A 16,587-nucleotide genomic window follows, 5' to 3' on the forward strand; every position below is an offset into this window, starting at 1 on the left:
GGCGCCGTCCCCTACTCTCGCCTGCGTGCCCTCCCTCCGCGACGCGACCCCGGAGTCCCCTGCGCCCGTCCGCGCCGTGGCCAACGCAGTCAGCCAGTGGATCGACCGGCTGGGCGGCGTCTGGGTGGAGGGTCAGCTCGCCCAGATCAGCCGGCGCCCGGGGATCAACACCGTCTTCATGACCATGCGCGACACGCATGCCGACATCTCCGTGCCGCTGACGTGCCCGCGCACGTTGTTCGACTCGCTCAACCCGCCGTTGGTCGAGGGCGCGAGCGTGATCGTTCACGCGCGACCTTCCTACTACGCCAATCGCGGCACCTTCTCCCTGCACGCCCGGGAGATCCGCATGGTCGGCCTCGGCGAGCTCCTCGCCCGGATCGAGCGTCGGCGCCAGCTCTTGGCCGCCGAGGGACTCTTCGCACCCGAGCTCAAGCGCGACCTGCCCTTCCTTCCCGGTCGCGTGGGCCTGGTCACCGCTCCCAACAGCGCCGCGGAGCGCGACGTGCTCGACAACGCGCGGCGGCGCTGGGCCGCTGTGGAGTTCGAGGTGGCATACGCAGCCATGCAGGGCACCCGCTGCGCCGCGGAGGTGATGGAGGCGCTGGACAGGCTGGATCGACACCCGGACGTCGACGTGATCGTGATCGCGCGTGGGGGCGGTTCGGTCGAAGACCTGTTGCCATTCTCCGACGAGGCGTTGATCAGGGCGGTCCACCGGGCGCGCACCCCGGTGGTGTCGGCCATCGGGCACGAGCCGGACTCGCCGCTGCTCGACCTGGTCGCCGACGTCCGCGCCTCGACGCCGACCGATGCGGCCAAGCTGGTCGTGCCCGACATGGCCGAGGAGCTGCGCGGGGTCATCTGGGCGCGCGACCGGTTGCGCCAGGTTGTCGGCCAGCTCGTCGAGCGGGAGCAGCGTGGGCTCGACGACCTCCGCGGCCGACCCGTGATGCGCGACCCCCGCACCATCCTGGACGTCCGCTCCGACGAGGTGACCGAGCTGCGTGAGCGGGCCCGCCGCCACCTCACCCACCGTCTCGACCGCGCGGCCGACGACATCGGGCACCAACGCGCGCGGGCACAGTCCCTCTCGCCGCTCGCGACACTGCAGCGCGGATATGCCGTGGTGCAGGACGCAGACGGCCACGTCGTGACCAGCGTCGACGAGGTTTTGGCCAAGCAGCGGCTCAGCATCCGCGTCGCTGACGGCCGCATCGCCGCCACGACGACCGGCACCGAAAAGGTCAGCACCGAGAAGGTCAGCACCGAAAAGGTCAGCACCGACACGAGCAGCGCTCAAGAAGGAGACAGCGATGAGTGACGACAACCCGTCCTACGAGGCGGCCCGCGAGGAGCTCATCGAGGTCGTGCGCACCCTCGAGGCAGGCGGCACAGGGCTCGAGGAGTCGTTGGCGCTGTGGGAGCGCGGGGAGAAGCTCGCCACGACGTGCCAGCAGTGGCTCGACGGCGCCCGCGCGCGACTCGACGCGGCGAGGTCCGACGACGCGTCCGAGTGAGGCGCCGGCTCACTCGACGATGCCCGCTGCGAGATGGCCGTGGCCCTCAGCCGCTGGAACAGCTTTCCTTCTGACGGCGTCGAGTTCCGGGCCACTTTCGGTCCACAGCCCTGCGGTGGAGTCGTCTCAGCTGGCCCCTGTGGATTGCTCGAACGCGTGTTCTGAAATGTCCGTAGCATTTCGGCATGACAATCACCCGCGACCAGCACCAGCACCCGCTGCTGGACGCCGTCGTGGCCGTCTCCGCTGACCTCGACAAGGCGATCGGGTTCAACCCCACCTTCGTCCCCGTAGGGGACAAGGCCACCGCCCTGCGTGAACTGTCCACGATCGTCACCCGCACCCAAGGTCTGCTGCTCTCGTTGCTGGCCGCCTCCGGTGACGTCGCCGACGAGACCGGCGCACGCAGCGCGGGTGCGTGGTACGCCGCAACGACCCGTCACGACCACCGCCCCGCCACTGCGCTGGAACACCTCGCGTCGTCACTGGACCGGGACTACCCCCACCTCGGTGCCGCAGTGTCGGCCGGCCGGGTCAACCTCGACCAGGCCCACGTCATCACTCACGCCCTCGACGACCTCACCGACGACACGATCACCGCTGAGGTCCGCGAACGCGCTGAGCTGCACCTCATCGACCTCGCCGACGACTGGGCCCCCACCCCACTACGTCGCCTGGCCCGCAAGGTCCTCGACGTCATAGCCCCCGAGATCGCCGAAGAGGCCGAACGCAAAACCCTCGAACGCGAAGAACACCTCGCTGCCGACCACACCCGCCTGACCCTCACCCCCCTCGGCGACGGCACCACCCGGATCACCGGCCGCCTCCCCGACGCCACCGCCACCCGGCTCCGGACCTACCTCGAAGCCTTCGCCTCACCCCGCCGGACAGCCACCGAGGCCGACGGCCACCGCATCCCGACCCCGCGTCTCCTCGGCCTGGCCCTGACCGACCTCCTCGAAGTACTGCCCGCTCACGTGCTCCCCGCCCACGGCGGCACCGCGACCACCATCACCGTCCACCTCGACCTCGACCAGCTCACCACCGACCTCGAGGCCGCCGGCGTCGCGACGCTGGAGACCGGCGACACCATCACCACAGGACAAGCACGCCGCCTCGCGTGCCAGGCGAAGATCCTGCCCGCCGTCCTCGGCGGGAAGTCTGAAGTCCTCGACCTCGGCCGCACCCGACGCCTCCACTCCGGCGCCCAACGCAAAGCGATCCGCCTCATCCACACCCACTGCCAAGCCGATGGGTGCACCGTCCCCGCCGCCTGGTGCGAAACCCACCACCCCACCCCTGGTCCCACGGCGGCACCACCGACCTCATCAACGCCGCACTCCTCTGCACCCACCACCACCACCGAGCCCACGACACCCGCTACCTCACCAACCGACTCCTCAACGGCGACTACCGCTTCCACCGCCGGACCTAGGCCGAGGGTCGCCCAGCGCCTGCCGGCAACTGCTCCGAGACTGGCGCAGACAACAGATGCGCGGCACGCTGCGTCGCATGGACCTGGCATCGAGCACGCGGCGCGTGCTGGCACCTGGCCTCGTCGCTCTCGCTCTGACGATGCTCTCGTGCAGTACCACCGACTCCCGCAACTCCGCCGACGCCGCGCAGGGCACACAGAGCACGACCATGCCGTCCCCGACGTCAACCGCCACGACGGTGCCGGCCGACGACGACTCGGCCTTGCCTCCCGCCAACGCAGAGGTGAGCGAGCGTGCCCGAGCGGCCCTGACGAAGGCGGATGCTCAGCGGTTGGTCCTGGTGCCGGGCTACGAGCACGAGATCAATACGGGCTTCGACGCAGTATGGCGCGGGGAGTCGCTGACGGCGTACGTCGTTCCGACTTCAGCACCGCCCCCCCGCCGGCGAACCCGGTGAGCTCCGCGTTCTGGGCCGACGACACGTCGGTGGGCAGGTGGTCCAAGTGGTCTTGGCCCAAGACAGCACCGTGCGGATGCTCCGCTTCCGACGGGGACCGGACACGTGGTTGGTGACCTCGTTGAAGAGCCGGAAGATGAGTGACGCGCTCGTGGGAGCCCTCCTCTCGTGACGCGTCCGGCCCAGGAGTGCGGCTTCGGCAATGCCGCACCGATGATGGGGGGTGGTCCTGCGAGTCGTGCAGGACTACCGTCGAGGCATGCCATACGAATACAAGGTCGTCGAGGTCCGCGAGAAGATGATCGGCGGCAAGATGTCGGGCGAGAAGCTGGAGGAGCTCCTCAACGAGCACGGACGCGAAGGGTGGAAGCTGAAGTCCATCACAGCTGCCGAGGTCAAGGGCCGAGTCGGCCCGGGTGGCGTCGAGGGACTGCTCGTCACCTTCGAGCGGTCCAGCTGAACCTTCCCGGCTGATACGACCGGGGGTTTCATCACGCCGGAGCTGAACCCTTGACGTGGTCGAGGCACGCGGCAAGGGCGACGTCCGTGTCCGCGGTGTCCACCACCAGTCGCAGCCCGTCGGCGGTCTCGCTCCACGCGTCGTACTCCATCGCGATGATCTGTTCCCAGCTCGGGCCGATGTACCCGTCGGTCTGACGCCTCTCGACCCGGAGCCGATGCTCGACCGCGTCCGAGAGGATCATCTCGAGCTGGACGAGGCGGGCACCGGTGCTCTCGGAGACATCGCGCCAGATCGCTCGCCGCTCACGGGTCGCATGCACACCGTCCACCAGCACGGGCACCCCCAGACGCAGGTTCTCGATCGCGACGTCGCGCGCGATGTCGTACGCCACGCGTCCTGCCCTGGCGTTGTCATCGGTGACGCCACTGCTCAGCATCGGACCAGCAATCACGTCCGTGCGCAGGTAGGCGGCCCGGAGCCGACCGGCCAGCAACCTGCCGACGGTGGTCTTGCCGGTGCCCGGGCGGCCCGCCAGGACGACCAGCACGCCGTGGACCGGGGACTCCCAAGGAGGTCTTGCGTCGATGTTCGATGGCACCGCGACAGTGTGACCGACGACCGTCGAGCCTCAGCGCTCGAGCAGCGTGATGAACTGCTGAAGGTCCTCGGGCGGGGCGGAGCCGTAGACGAGCACCGTCTGGTCGGCGTACTCGATCGAATATCCGGTGTCGCCACCCTCGTCGATCCAGGTCTGCCAGGTGTCCCCCACGGCGCTGTCGAGGGAGAGCGGCTCGCCCTCGACGGCGTCCTCGTCGACATTGGCCTCGACGAGGTCGTCGACGGGCCGGTCCTCCTGGCGGAGGCCGACGAACTTCCCCTCCGCCGTCAGCACGCCCATGCCCCACTCCGGTGGGTCGGTCTGGGTGAGGTCGATCGCCGTGGCCATCCACCCCTCCGGCAGCGTCGCGGGCGCCACGACGTCGAAGCCTGCACCGCGCGCGGCCTCGGCTGAGGCGGCGAAGTCGACCGGTTCGCGTTCGACCTCGACCTCGGTACGGCTCAGGGAACGCACGGTCCAGAAGAGGCCGACCGCCAGCAGCGTCACCACCATCGCTCCGATCAGACCACTGGTCGAGCGCTGGTAGCGGCCGGGCTTCTCACTCACCCGACCATTCTCACAGGCCCTCACAGGTCCCTCCGCCGATGGGGGCCACAATGGCGGTGTGACGACCTACCGCGTGGCCGAGGCGGCCGAGATCCTCGGCGTGAGCGACGACACCGTACGCCGATGGGTGGACGCCGGCCGGTTGCCGGCAGCCGGCAACCCGGCCGTCATCGTCGGCGCAGACCTGGCGGTGCTGGCCGAGTCGCTGGTCGACGAACCCGACCGCCAGCGCAGCAGGGCCAGCTCGGTCAGCGCCCGCAACCGACTGCCCGGGATCGTCACCCGGGTCCGGAAGGACACCGTGATGGCCCAGGTCGAGATGGTCTGCGGCCGGAGTCGGATGGTGTCGCTGATGAGCGCCGACGCGGCCGACGAGCTCGGCCTGGCGCCGGGCGTGCGGGCCGTCGCGTCGGTGAAGTCGACCAACGTCGTGATCGAGACGACCTGAAGGACGCGATATACCGCATCTGCGTGTGGTTTCACGCAAATCAACCGCACATGCGGCACACTTCTCACATGACGACTCATCGACCGTCGGTCCGTCGCGCCCCCCTGGCCCTCACTGCCCTCCTCCTCGCCTGCCCGCTCGCCGCGTGTGGCAACGACAGTGCCGGCGGCGCGGGCAGCGAGACGAGCGAGCTCACCGTGCTGGCAGCCTCATCGCTGACCGACGCCTTCGAGGAGCTGGCGACGGAGTTCGAGGCCTCGCACGACGGCACCACCGTGACCTTCTCGTTCGGATCGAGCACGGATCTGGCCGAGCAGGTGGCCGACGGCGCGCCAGGTGACGTGCTGACCACCGCTGACGAGACCTCGATGCAGCTCGCCGAGGACGCAGGCGTCACAGGCGACATCTCTTCTTTCGCCACCAACGTCCTGACGATCGTCACCCCTGCCGACAACCCTGCGGGCATCGAGTCGCTCGACGACCTCGAGGGCAGCACCTGGGTGCGGTGCACCAACGAAGCGCCGTGCGGCAAGGTCGCTGCGGCGGTGCTCGCCGACAATGACATCACCGCCGAGCCGGCCAGTCTCGAGGAGGACGTCCGCGCGACCCTCGACAAGGTCGTCTCGGGCGAGGCCGACGCCGGTCTCGTCTATGCCACCGACGCCGTAGCAGCCGAGGACGCCGTGGTCGCCGTGGAGATTCCGGGGGCCGAGTCCGCGCTGACCTCCTACTACACGACCGTGCTCGAGCAGTCTGCCGACGCCGAGCTCGCCGGGGAATGGGTCGAGTTCGTCGCCTCGGACGAGGGCCTGGCGATCCTCGAACGGGCCGGTTTCGGGAAGCCGTGAGTCGCTCGATGAGCCGCGCGTGAGGGGGCAGGGCAGACGAGCCGATCCGCTGGGTCGGCCACCGCTCCTGCTCCTCGCGCCGGCCGCCCTGGCCGTCTTCGTGCTGGTCGTGCCGCTCGTCGCGCTGCTCGCGGCCATCGACTGGCGCGCGCTGCCCGGTCAGCTCAACTCTGCGCCGCTGCGCAGTGCCCTGTGGTTGAGCCTGACCACCTCGACCGCCGCCATGCTGGTCTGCCTGGTGCTGGGGCTGCCGACCGCCTGGCTGCTGGCGCGGGTGGAGTTCCGCGGCCGCACCTTCGTGCGAGTGCTCGTGACCGTGCCGATGGTGCTTCCACCCGTCGTGGCCGGGGTCGCCCTGCGGACGGCCTTCGGTCGCACCGGCCTGCTGGGTGAGCCGTTGTTGGCCGCCACCGGTTTCGCCTTCCCGTTCACAGCCTGGGGCGTGGTGCTTGCCCATGTCTTCGTCTCGATGCCGTTCGTGGTGCTGGCGATCGAGGGCTCGCTCCGCTCGGCCGATCCGGAGTACGACGCCGCCGCGGCCACGCTCGGCGCCACTCGATGGACCACGTTCCGACGGATCACGATCCCGCTCGCGCTGCCCGGGATCATGGCCGGCATGGTGCTCGGCTGGGCCAGGTCACTCGGAGAGTTCGGCGCCACCATCACCTTCAACGGCAACTATCCCGGGACCACGCAGACCATGCCCACACTGATCTACGTCACGCGCCAGAGCGACCAGGACGCGGCGCTCGCGCTGAGCTTCGTGATGCTCGTCGTCTCCGTCGCGGTGCTGCTGCTCCTGCGCGACCGCTGGCTGGGCACGCCGTGAGACGCACGTCGCCCTCGGGGCCGCAGGCAGACGGCCTGCAGGTGGCCCTCACGGTGCCAGGGCGGGTCACGGTCGAGCTCGACGCCACCGCCGGATCCGTCGTCGCAGTCATCGGCCCCAACGGGGCCGGGAAGTCCTCGCTCGTGCGCGCCCTGGCAGGGCTCGTGCAAGCCGAGGGGACTGCGGTCCTCGACGGCACGGACCTCCTCCAGCTCTCGGCGAGGGACCGCGACGTCGGCATGGTTTTCCAGGGTCAGCTTCTCTTCCCACACCTGAGTGCCCTCGACAACGTCGCCTTCGGTCCTCGTTCCCGAGGCTGCCCGCGGCGGGAGGCCGACGCCCGGGCGCAGGGGCTGCTGGACACCTTCGGCGTGGGGGACCTCGGACATCGCCGCCCACGCGAGCTGTCGGGCGGACAGGCGCAGCGCGTGGCCATCGCCCGGGCGCTGGCCACGCAGCCGCGACTGCTGCTGCTCGACGAGCCGTTCGCAGGTCTGGACATCACCGTGGCCATGGCCTTGAGGATCGAGCTGGCCAACCATCTGGCGACGTACGACGGGATCGCCATCCTGATCACCCACGAAGCGATCGACGCGCTCACCCTGGCCGACCAGGTGCTGGTGCTCGACCAGGGCCGCGTCGCCCAGCGCGGCTCGCCTCACGAGGTGGCCGCCCGGCCGGCCACCGACCACGTTGCGCGCCTGGTGGGAGTGAACCTGCTCCGTGACCGGACGGAGGACGGGGAGGAGTTCACGACGTTCTCGCCCCGCGATGTCACCGTCAGCCTGGCCAGACCGGCGGGTTCGGCTCGACTCCAGTGGCACGGTCCGGTCGCAAGCGCCCAGCAGCACGGCGACGCCGTACGCCTCTTGATCGACACCGATCCGCCGCTGCTGGCCGATGTGACGCCGCAGGCCACCGCCGAGCTCGGCCTCGCGCCGGGCCGCGAGGTCTGGCTCTCGGTCAAGGCCACCGCCGTGAGCCGCTACAGCACGGCAACCCCCGACCGCTAGCATGCGCCCCATGAGCCCGTCCCAGCTGCCGCCCGACCGCAACCTCGCCCTCGAGCTCGTGCGAGTGACGGAGGCCGCCGCCATGGCCGCCGGACGCTGGGTCGGACGAGGCGACAAGAACGACGCCGACGGCGTGGCCGTCAACGCCATGCGCGTGATGATCTCCAGCATCGGCATGAGGGGGACGGTCGTGATCGGCGAGGGCGAGAAGGACAACGCCCCGATGCTCTACAACGGCGAGCAGGTCGGCGACGGCACCGGACCGGAATGCGACGTGGCCGTCGATCCGATCGACGGCACGACGCTGACGGCCAAGGGCATGAACAACGCAGTCTCGGTGCTGGCCGTCTCGCCTCGAGGCTCCATGTATGACCCCTCGGCCGTCTTCTACATGGAGAAGCTTGTCACCGGACCCGAGGCCGCCGATGTCGTCGACATCCGCTACCCGGTCGCCGAGAACATCCACCAGGTCGCCAAGGCCAAGGGCAGCTCGCCCTCCGACGTGACGGTCGTCCTGCTCGACCGCCCGCGTCACGCGCAGCTGGTCGAGGACATCCGGGCCACCGGTGCGAGGATCAAGTTCATCGAGGACGGCGACGTGGCCGGCGCGATCATGGCCGCCCGCCCCGACACCGGCATCGACCTGCTGCTCGGCATCGGCGGCACGCCCGAGGGCATCATCACCGCCTGCGCCATGAAGTGCACCGGTGGCGTCATCCAGGGCCGGCTCTGGCCGCAGGACGACGACGAACGCCAGCGCGCCCTCGACGCCGGTCACAACCTCGACGACGACTTCGTGCTCGGCACCGACGACCTCGTCACCGGTGACGACTGTTTCTTCGTGGCGACCGGCATCACCGACGGCGAGCTCATGCGTGGGGTGCGCTACCGCCGCAACGGCGCGACGACGGACTCGCTGGTCATGCGTTCGCGCAGCGGCACGATCCGCCGGATCACCAGCGAGCACCAGCTCTCGAAGCTACGCGATTTCTCCGCGATCGACTTCGACAAGTGACCGGGTGGGTCGCAGCGCCTCGGTGACGACGGCGATGACCCGCGGGTCGACGGCCATCCCCAGGTGCGATGCCCGCACCTCGACCGCCGTAGCGTCGGGGTCGATGCAGGCGCGCCAGTCGACGATGCCGTCGCGCTTGGAGTAGAGCGCGGTGAAGTCGACGGACGGGGCCAGCGACAGTCGTCCCTCGTCGAAGCTCCGCCGCGCACACGCACCGGCGACGCAGTCCTCGGACATGAGCCCGCCGAAGCCTGCTCGGCTCAGCCGCACCAGCATGGCCACGCTCGCACCGAGGCTGACGTGGTGCGCGCCCGGGGCGAGCATCGGGCTGCCCAGGGTCACCAGGCCAGAGACGAGATCGGGCCGCCGGGCAGCCACCCCGCGGGCGAGCATCCCACCCAGGCTGTGCCCCACGATCCGGACCTTGCTCCCGCGTCGCTGCGCGATGGACTCCAGACGCCGCTCCATCTGGGCGGCGACGTCGATCGTGCACCCGACGTTGGACCGGATGTGGGACCGATAGGTACGCACGCCCTGCTGCTGCAGCGCCCGCCGCATCAGGGCGAGCGTGGCGTCGCCTGCCATGAACCCGGGCACCAGCAGCACCGGCTCGTCCCACCGCATCGGGGCACGACGGGCGTACGGCGTGTGCCTGCGCTCGCCCCGCTGGCTCAACGCGTCCCAGGCGTAGCGGCCTGCCTCGGCGATGACGCGACCCTCACCGATGACCGCATGCACGCGCGGGCGACCGAAGCCGTCCGGCAGCAGGAAGTCCGCGAGTGTGGTCGGGGTCACAACATGCGAATGTAGCCGTCACGATGAGATTCCCGTCTCATTTGCCCCCGTGGGGGCAGCGTGGTGTCGCCCGATCGATTGTTTCGTGTTGACTGTCGAGATGTCCCGTATGCCTCCCCCCGCGTCGAAGAAGTCGCCCGCCGTGGCGGTCTCGGAGGAGATGTTCGCCCCGGTCAGCCCTTCGGTGGAGATCTGCTACCAGACCTTCGGCTCTCCCGACGAAGACCCGCTGCTGCTCGTGATGGGCCTGGGCGGACCGATGATCTGGTGGGACGACGACTTCTGCACCAGTCTCGCTCGGGCCGGGTTCTTCGTCATCCGCTACGACAATCGCGACACCGGACGCTCGTCGCGCATCCGCCAGCGGGTGACGCGGGCACAGCTGGTGAAGGCCTTCTCGACCGGACGCGCCAACACCCCCTACTCGCTGAGCGACATGGCCGGGGACGGCCTCGCCCTGCTTGACCATCTCGGACTCGAGGCAGCCCACGTCGTGGGCATCTCCATGGGCGGGATGATCGCGCAGACGATGGCGATCGAGGCGCCGACCCGCGTGCTGTCCCTCGTGAGCATCATGTCGACCACCGGCCGGCGCACGGTCGGGTGGCAGAGCCCGGAGCTCCTGCCCACCCTGCTCACGGCGCGTCGAGGAGGCATGGAGGCGTACGTCGCGGCCAACGCGGTGGTCTGGAACCTCATCGGGTCCCCCGACTTCCCCGTCGACCCCGACGCCCTGCGCAAGCGGGGCGAGGACACCTTTGCGCGCGGTGTGTCACAGAGCGGGGTGCTGCGACAGATGCTCGCCATCGTCACGCAGCCCAACCGCACCCTGTCGCTGCGCAACCTCCGCGTCCCGACGCTGATCATCCACGGGCTGGCGGACAAGATGGTGCACGTGAGCGGCGGTCGCGCCACTGCCTCCGCGGTGCCGGGCGCCGAGCTGCTGCTGGTCGAAGGCATGGGACACGACCTCCCGGTCGACCTCTACGACACCTTCGTGGAGAGCATCCGGCGCACGGCCGACCGCGCGTCGACAGGCGACTGACGCCTCAATCAGGAACGACGTGGGCTCCTGGGCCCGGGGTCACCAGGAAGCCCGTCGGCTCCTGCCAGCCACCGTCGCCGAAGCGCTGGGTCACGACCTCGATGGCGTGCTCCACCCCCGCGCGCGGGAGCAACCCGATGACGCAACCGCCGAATCCCCCTCCGGTCATTCGGGCGCCCAGAGCGCCGGCTTCGAGCAGGGCGTCGACCGCTGCATCGACCTCCGGCACCGAGATCGCGAAGTCGTCTCGCATCGAGGCGTGCGACGCGGTGAGCAGCGGACCGATCGCGGCGACGTCTCCGCCGCGCAGCAGATCTACCGTCGCCAGGACCCGGTCGTTCTCGGTCACGACGTGGCGGACGTATCGCTGCAGCCGGTCCTCCCCCAGCCGCTCCATCGCGGTGTCCAGGTCGTCGGCGCCCACGTCGCGCAGGGCAGGCACTCCGAGGACGCGCGCCGCCTCCTCGCAGCCGGCCCGGCGTTCGGCGTACTCCCCGTCGACGTGCCGGTGCGGCGCTCGGGTGTCGATCACGACCATGGCCAGGCCCGCCGCCTCGAGGTCGAACGGCACCGGACTCGTCTCCAGCGAGCGCATGTCGCAGAACAGTGCGTGTCCCTCGACGGCCCGCAGCGACACGAGCTGGTCCATGCCGCCCGTGGGGGCGCCGACCACGTCGTTCTCCACCGCGCGGGACAGCGCCAGGGACTCCTCGGCGCCCAACCCCAGCGACAGTGCCTCGTCGAGGGCGGTGACCACGCTGCAGACCAGCGCAGCCGACGACGACAGCCCAGCACCGAGCGGCACGTTGCTGTCCACGTGGATCCGCATCGGCGGGACGTCGACCCCTCGATCGGCGAGCAACCAGATCGGCCCGAGCACGTAGGTGGCCCAGCCGGGGACGGCGGACGGCGCGCACGTGGTCGTTGCCACCTCGCCGTCCTGCTGGGCGGAGGTCGCCACCCAGCCCTCGCCGCCGAGCACCACGGTCGCCGTACACCCGAGACCGAGGGCGAAGGGAAGGACGAATCCGTCGTTGTAGTCGGTGTGTTCGCCGATCAGGTTGACCCGACCGGGGGCGAGAGCACGCGTCGATGCGGGGGCCGGCTGAGGGGAACTCTGAGCAGTCACCCGAGAAGACTAGGGACACCGACCACGTGTGCGCCTGCAGGTCACCCCTTGGGGACAAGACCTGTTGCCAAGGCCCCCCCAAGGGGACTAGACCTGTGACCTGAACCACAACTGGATGGAGGCGCGGATGACGGCACGATCTTCGCAACGGCCACGCAGGAGACGGGTGCGGCGGTGGGCAGCTCCGGCCGGAGCCTTGTGCCTCGCCAGCGGAATCCTTGCGGGCTGTTCGGGCAGTGACTCCGGGAAGCCGGAGCTCGTCTGGTACACCAACCCCGACGCGGGCGGGCAGGAAGCCGTGGCAGAGGCGTGCTCGACCGATGACTACAGCATCTCCGTCCAGGTCCTGCCCCAGGACGCCAGCCAGCAACGGATCCAGCTGGCACGCAGGCTCGCCGCAGGCGACCCGGCGATCGACCTGATGAGCCTCGACCCGCCGTTCACGGCCGAGTTCGCCAACGCCGGCTACCTCGCTGAGATCCCGCAGGAGATGCAGGACAAGTTCCGCGAGCAGGCCTTCGAGAGCGCGGCGGAGGCTGCGACCTGGGAGGACGAGCTGGTCGTCGCACCGTTCTGGTCCAACGTCCAGGTCCTGTGGTACCGCAAGTCCTTCGTCGAGAAGGCCGGCCTGGACATGGAGCAGGACGTCACCTGGGAGCAGATCATCACCGCTGCCAGCGAGAACGACGGGAAGATCGGCGTCCAGGCCAACAAGTACGAGGGCTACTCCGTGTGGATCAATGCGCTGATCTCCGGCGCCGGCGGTGACATCGCCTCCGAGACCGACGCGGGCGCCGAGGCAAAGATCGACATCGCCTCGGACGCCGGCAAGGAAGCGGCCCGGGTGATCAAGATGCTGGCGGACTCGGAGGCCGCGCCCTCCGACCTGTCGGTCTCCAACGAAGGCACCGCAGGCACCACGTTCGGCGGCGACCAGGGCTCGTTCCTCGTCAACTGGACCTACATCTGGGGCAACTACGGCGAGGAGCGGCTCGAGGACGACATCGGCTTCGCCCGCTATCCCCAGACCGTGGAGGGTGAGGAGTCGCGACCGCCGTACGGCGGCATCGGCATCGGCGTCAGCTCCGCCTCGGACAACGAGGAGGAGGCCATCGCGGCGCTGGAGTGCCTGACGAGTCCGGAGAGCCAAGGTCTCAACGCCGAGCTGACGGGCAACATGCCCTCCAGCGAGGCCGGCTACGAGGAGCAGGCCGTCAAGGACCTCTTCCCGCCGGAGCTGATCGCGTTGTTCAAGGAGTCCCTCGACGCGGCGGCGCCCCGCACGGTGTCGCCGTACTGGAGTGACATCTCCAGCGCCATCCAGAGCACCTGGCACCCACCGTCGGGAGTCGACGAAGAAACTCCCGAGAAGTCCAGGGACTTCATCGAGGACGTCTTGAAGGGAGGGTCCCTGCTGTGACTTCCACGATCGCACCGCAGGCTGCGGAGGAGACCAGGAAGAGCGCCAAGACCAACGGGAGCGACCGCTCGGTCGCCGAGAACAGGCTGGGCCAGCGGCTCGTGGCCCCTGCCGTCGTCATGATGGTCCTGGTCACGGCATATCCGATGCTCCAGGCGCTCTACCTCTCGCTGTTCAGATATCGCCTCACGACTCCAGACGACCGCGAGTTCGTCGGCGTGAGCAACTACGTGACGATCCTCAGCGACTCGTTGTTCTGGCGCGACACCTGGAACACCGTGCTGATCATGGTGATCACCGTCGCCGTCGAGCTCGTCATCGGCTTCGCCTTCGCGATGGTGATGCACAAGATCATGGTGGCTCGAGGTCTGATGCGGACCTCGATCCTGATCCCCTACGGCATCATCACGGTGGTCTCGGCCTTCGCCTGGCAGTTCGCCTTCTCGCTCAACAACGGCTTCGTCAACGCCTGGCTGCCGTTCTTCGACGAGAACTTCAACTGGTTCGGCGACCACTGGCCGGCGATGTTCGCGATCATGGTCTCCGAGATCTGGAAGACCACGCCGTTCATGGCCCTCCTGCTGCTCGCGGGCCTGTCGCAGGTCTCCGAGGACATGCTCGAAGCCGCCCAGGTCGACGGAGCCACGTGGTGGCAGCGGTTGTGGAAGGTGATCCTGCCCAACATGAGAGCGGCGATCATGGTCGCTGTGCTCTTCCGGGCGCTCGACGCCTACCGCATCTTCGACAACATCTTCGTGATGACGCGAGGTGCGCAGGACACGGAGTCGATCTCGTTCCTGACCTACCGGCAGGTGATCGAGCAGATGCAGCTCGGGATGGGCTCGGCGCTGTCCGTGCTGCTCTTCCTCTCGGTGCTGCTGTTGGCCTTCGGGATCGTGAAGCTGTTCCGCGTCGACCTGGCGCAGGCAAGGGGTGAGGGCTGATGAAGAAGAAGACCGGAATCGGCACCTGGATCGGCTTCCTGCTGATCATGATCTGGTGTCTGCTGCCTGTGGCGTGGATCATCTCGCTGTCGTTCAAGTCCGTCGAAGAGACGTCCGCGGGCAGCGCGCAGTTCCTGCCCAAGGACCCCACGCTCGAGAACTACTCGGCGATCCTGGAGAACGGTGACTTCACGAGGGCGCTGATCAACAGCTTCGGCATCGCGCTGATCGCCACCGTGCTGTCCGTCATCTTCGCCACGCTCGCGGCGTACGCCATCGCGCGGCTGGAGTTCAAGGGCAAGAAGATCGTGCTCTCCATGGCCCTGGCCATCGCGATGTTCCCGGTGGTCTCGCTGGTGGGTCCGTTGTTCGACATGTGGCGCACATTCGGGCTCTTCGACACGTGGCCCGGGCTGATCATCCCCTACATGACGTTCACGCTGCCGCTGGCGATCTGGACCCTCACCGCGTTCTTCCGCGAGATCCCGTGGGAGATGGAGCAGGCCGCCCAGGTGGACGGTGCCACGTCGTGGCAGGCGTTCCGCAAGGTGATCGTCCCGCTTGCGGCGCCGGGTGTCTTCACGGCCGCGATCTTGACGTTCTTCTTCGCCTGGAACGAGTTCGTGCTCGCGATCTCACTGACGTCGACGACGTCGTCACGAACGGTGCCGGCGCAGATGTCGTTCTTCGTCGGGCCAGACCCGTTCAACCCGCCGTACTCCCAGCTCGCCACGGCATCCGTGATCGTCACGGTCCCGGTGATCATCATCGTCCTGCTTTTCCAGCGCAAGATCGTCGCCGGCCTGACCTCCGGCGCAGTGAAGGGTTGAGTCCATGGCTGCCATCGACATGAGAAACATCGTCAAGAAGTACGGCGACGGCTTCCCGGCCGTCAACGACGTCAGCATCGACGTCGCGGACGGGGAGTTCATGATCCTCGTCGGCCCGTCGGGCTGCGGGAAGTCCACCTTGCTGCGGATGATCGTGGGCCTGGAGGACATCACCTCGGGCGACATGGTCATCGGGGACAAGTTGGTCAACGACCTCGCCCCGCGCGACCGCAACCTCGCCATGGTGTTCCAGAACTACGCGCTCTACCCCCACCTGACGGTCTACGAGAACATCGCGTTCCCGCTCCGGCTGGCCGGAGCACCGCACAACGAGATCGACGAGAAGGTGCGCACAGCCTCGAAGACCCTCGACCTGGACGAGCACCTCGACCGCAAGCCGGGCAACCTGTCAGGTGGTCAGCGACAGCGCGTTGCCATGGGTCGCGCGATCGTCCGGGACGCGGACGCGTTCCTCTTCGACGAGCCGCTGTCCAACCTCGACGCGAAGCTCCGCGGCCAGATGCGCACCGAGATCGCGCGGTTGCAGAAGCGGCTCGGCATCACCACGGTCTACGTCACCCACGACCAGACGGAGGCGATGACGCTCGGCGACCGCGTGGCGGTGATGAAGCGTGGCGTCCTCCAGCAGCTGGCCACCCCGCGCGAGCTCTACACCAACCCCGGCAACCTCTTCGTGGCGGGTTTCATCGGTTCACCGCCGATGAACTTCGTGCCGGCGGAGGTCGACGGCACCTCGGTCAAGATGCCGTTCGGAACCGTCACGATCCCCGAGGAGCGGGCGAAGAACGCCCAGGGCAAGGGGCTGCTCATCGCCGGGATCAGGCCCGAGCACTTCGAGGACGCTTCGGTCATGGACGACAGCAAGAAGGCTGCCGGCTCCACGTTCAGGACCAAGGTCGACGTGGTCGAGTGGCTCGGCAACGAGGCCTACGCCTACATCCCCTTCGAGGCGCCGCCGGAGGTGCAGGAGCAGCTCAACCAGCTCGAGAAGGATCTCGACGGCGACCAGATGCGGACCCAGCTCGTCGTCAGCCTCGACGGTGCCAGTCGGATCAGCGAGGGTGACGAGGCGGAGATCTGGGTCGACGCGACCCAGATCCACCTCTTCGACCCCTCGACCGGCGAGAACCTCACGGTCGATCTCTCCCGGGCCGGGCGCGTCCCCGAGCGGGAGGACCCCTCCGCCCAGGCCAAGGCGGAGCACATGGC

At 68.8% G+C, this 16,587-nt stretch carries 17 protein-coding genes and 1 pseudogene; 14 read left to right on the forward strand and 4 right to left on the reverse strand.

Features of this window, described 5'->3' with window-relative positions; genetic code table 11:
• Positions 1–25: 25 nt before the first annotated feature.
• The 4 genes from xseA to VNJ48_RS03875 all read left to right on the forward strand — a co-directional run bounded on the left by xseA (position 26) and on the right by VNJ48_RS03875 (position 3,873).
• Entirely contained in the window at positions 26–1,324 is a 1,299-nt protein-coding gene (gene xseA, locus VNJ48_RS03860) for an exodeoxyribonuclease VII large subunit (RefSeq protein ID WP_325599289.1), read from the forward strand.
• Positions 1,317–1,520 carry an exodeoxyribonuclease VII small subunit gene (locus tag VNJ48_RS03865; protein WP_325599291.1) on the forward strand — a complete coding sequence of 68 codons (204 nt, stop codon included), beginning with the start codon at positions 1,317–1,319 and terminating at the stop codon, positions 1,518–1,520. The genes xseA and VNJ48_RS03865 overlap by 8 nt, the downstream gene beginning before the upstream one ends.
• A 185-nt stretch (positions 1,521–1,705) precedes the next feature.
• The gene (locus tag VNJ48_RS03870) at positions 1,706–3,529 is read left to right on the forward strand and encodes a DUF222 domain-containing protein (RefSeq protein ID WP_325599293.1); all 1,824 of its coding nucleotides are present in this window, start codon (positions 1,706–1,708) and stop codon (positions 3,527–3,529) included.
• Positions 3,530–3,672: 143 nt separating this feature from the next.
• Positions 3,673–3,873 (forward strand): DUF4177 domain-containing protein, encoded by a 201-nt coding sequence (locus tag VNJ48_RS03875; protein ID WP_325599295.1) that lies wholly within the window; start codon positions 3,673–3,675, stop codon positions 3,871–3,873.
• A 31-nt stretch (positions 3,874–3,904) separates the two neighbouring features.
• On the opposite strand, the gene VNJ48_RS03880 is transcribed toward VNJ48_RS03875, so the two are convergent.
• Both VNJ48_RS03880 and VNJ48_RS03885 read right to left on the reverse strand, forming a co-directional pair.
• The gene (locus tag VNJ48_RS03880) at positions 3,905–4,474 is read right to left on the reverse strand and encodes an AAA family ATPase (RefSeq protein ID WP_325599297.1); all 570 of its coding nucleotides are present in this window, start codon (positions 4,472–4,474) and stop codon (positions 3,905–3,907) included.
• Between the two features lie 30 nt (positions 4,475–4,504).
• The gene (locus VNJ48_RS03885) at positions 4,505–5,041 is read right to left on the reverse strand and encodes a DUF4245 family protein (protein WP_325599299.1); all 537 of its coding nucleotides are present in this window, start codon (positions 5,039–5,041) and stop codon (positions 4,505–4,507) included.
• Positions 5,042–5,099: 58 nt separating this feature from the next.
• Between VNJ48_RS03885 and VNJ48_RS03890 the strand changes: the two genes are divergently transcribed.
• The 5 genes from VNJ48_RS03890 to glpX all read left to right on the forward strand — a co-directional run bounded on the left by VNJ48_RS03890 (position 5,100) and on the right by glpX (position 9,194).
• On the forward strand, positions 5,100–5,489 hold the full coding sequence (locus VNJ48_RS03890; protein WP_325599301.1) for a TOBE domain-containing protein: 390 nt from the start codon (positions 5,100–5,102) through the stop codon (positions 5,487–5,489).
• 68 nt (positions 5,490–5,557) lie between these two features.
• A complete protein-coding gene (modA, locus tag VNJ48_RS03895) occupies positions 5,558–6,337 on the forward strand; it encodes a molybdate ABC transporter substrate-binding protein (RefSeq protein WP_325599303.1) in 780 nt (259 codons plus the stop codon).
• Between the two features lie 19 nt (positions 6,338–6,356).
• Positions 6,357–7,166, forward strand: a complete 810-nt coding sequence (locus tag VNJ48_RS03900) for an ABC transporter permease (RefSeq protein ID WP_325599305.1) — start codon at positions 6,357–6,359, stop codon at positions 7,164–7,166.
• Positions 7,163–8,179 carry an ABC transporter ATP-binding protein gene (locus tag VNJ48_RS03905; RefSeq protein WP_325599307.1) on the forward strand — a complete coding sequence of 339 codons (1,017 nt, stop codon included), beginning with the start codon at positions 7,163–7,165 and terminating at the stop codon, positions 8,177–8,179. Before VNJ48_RS03900 ends, VNJ48_RS03905 begins: the two co-directional genes overlap by 4 nt.
• Before the next feature lie 10 nt (positions 8,180–8,189).
• Positions 8,190–9,194 carry a class II fructose-bisphosphatase gene (glpX, locus tag VNJ48_RS03910; RefSeq protein ID WP_325599309.1) on the forward strand — a complete coding sequence of 335 codons (1,005 nt, stop codon included), beginning with the start codon at positions 8,190–8,192 and terminating at the stop codon, positions 9,192–9,194.
• Here the strand turns inward: glpX and VNJ48_RS03915 are convergent.
• Positions 9,159–9,989, reverse strand: coding sequence for an alpha/beta fold hydrolase (locus VNJ48_RS03915; protein WP_325599311.1), 831 nt, complete (start codon positions 9,987–9,989; stop codon positions 9,159–9,161). The genes glpX and VNJ48_RS03915 overlap by 36 nt on opposite strands.
• Positions 9,990–10,098: 109 nt before the next feature.
• On the opposite strand from VNJ48_RS03915, the gene VNJ48_RS03920 reads away from it, so the two are divergent.
• Positions 10,099–11,034: an alpha/beta hydrolase gene (locus tag VNJ48_RS03920; protein ID WP_325599313.1), complete on the forward strand. Its 936-nt coding sequence runs from the start codon at positions 10,099–10,101 to the stop codon at positions 11,032–11,034.
• A gap of 4 nt (positions 11,035–11,038) precedes the next feature.
• Here VNJ48_RS03920 and galK read toward each other — a convergent pair whose 3' ends face one another.
• Entirely contained in the window at positions 11,039–12,163 is a 1,125-nt protein-coding gene (gene galK, locus VNJ48_RS03925; protein WP_325599315.1) for a galactokinase, read from the reverse strand.
• Between the two features lie 127 nt (positions 12,164–12,290).
• Here galK and VNJ48_RS03930 point away from each other — a divergent pair, with 127 nt between their 5' ends.
• The 4 genes and pseudogenes from VNJ48_RS03930 to VNJ48_RS03945 form a co-directional block, all read left to right on the forward strand.
• Complete coding sequence (locus VNJ48_RS03930) at positions 12,291–13,583, forward strand: extracellular solute-binding protein (RefSeq protein WP_325599317.1); 1,293 nt, start codon at positions 12,291–12,293, stop codon at positions 13,581–13,583.
• On the forward strand, positions 13,580–14,527 hold the full coding sequence (locus tag VNJ48_RS03935) for a sugar ABC transporter permease (RefSeq protein WP_325599319.1): 948 nt from the start codon (positions 13,580–13,582) through the stop codon (positions 14,525–14,527). The genes VNJ48_RS03930 and VNJ48_RS03935 overlap by 4 nt, the downstream gene beginning before the upstream one ends.
• Positions 14,527–15,357, forward strand: a complete 831-nt coding sequence (locus VNJ48_RS03940) for a carbohydrate ABC transporter permease (protein WP_325599321.1) — start codon at positions 14,527–14,529, stop codon at positions 15,355–15,357. Before VNJ48_RS03935 ends, VNJ48_RS03940 begins: the two co-directional genes overlap by 1 nt.
• A 4-nt stretch (positions 15,358–15,361) precedes the next feature.
• A pseudogene (locus VNJ48_RS03945) lies at positions 15,362–16,516 on the forward strand (ABC transporter ATP-binding protein); the annotation flags it as partial.
• Positions 16,517–16,587 lie beyond the last annotated feature (71 nt).

The sequence above is a fragment of the Nocardioides sp. genome (genome assembly GCF_035576065.1).
Taxonomy (GTDB): Bacteria; Actinomycetota; Actinomycetes; order Propionibacteriales; family Nocardioidaceae; genus Nocardioides.

Bases quoted from the DNA above. Each gene is read 5' to 3' on its own strand.
- glpX (WP_325599309.1), top strand. From the start codon at position 8,190: ATGAGCCCGTCCCAGCTGCCGCCCGACCGCAACCTCGCCCTCGAGCTC.
- VNJ48_RS03865 (WP_325599291.1), top strand. From the start codon at position 1,317: ATGAGTGACGACAACCCGTCCTACGAGGCGGCCCGCGAGGAGCTCATC.
- VNJ48_RS03875 (WP_325599295.1), top strand. From the start codon at position 3,673: ATGCCATACGAATACAAGGTCGTCGAGGTCCGCGAGAAGATGATCGGC.
- VNJ48_RS03940 (WP_325599321.1), top strand. From the start codon at position 14,527: ATGAAGAAGAAGACCGGAATCGGCACCTGGATCGGCTTCCTGCTGATC.
- modA (WP_325599303.1), top strand. From the start codon at position 5,558: ATGACGACTCATCGACCGTCGGTCCGTCGCGCCCCCCTGGCCCTCACT.
- VNJ48_RS03920 (WP_325599313.1), top strand. From the start codon at position 10,099: ATGCCTCCCCCCGCGTCGAAGAAGTCGCCCGCCGTGGCGGTCTCGGAG.
- VNJ48_RS03870 (WP_325599293.1), top strand. From the start codon at position 1,706: ATGACAATCACCCGCGACCAGCACCAGCACCCGCTGCTGGACGCCGTC.
- VNJ48_RS03930 (WP_325599317.1), top strand. From the start codon at position 12,291: ATGACGGCACGATCTTCGCAACGGCCACGCAGGAGACGGGTGCGGCGG.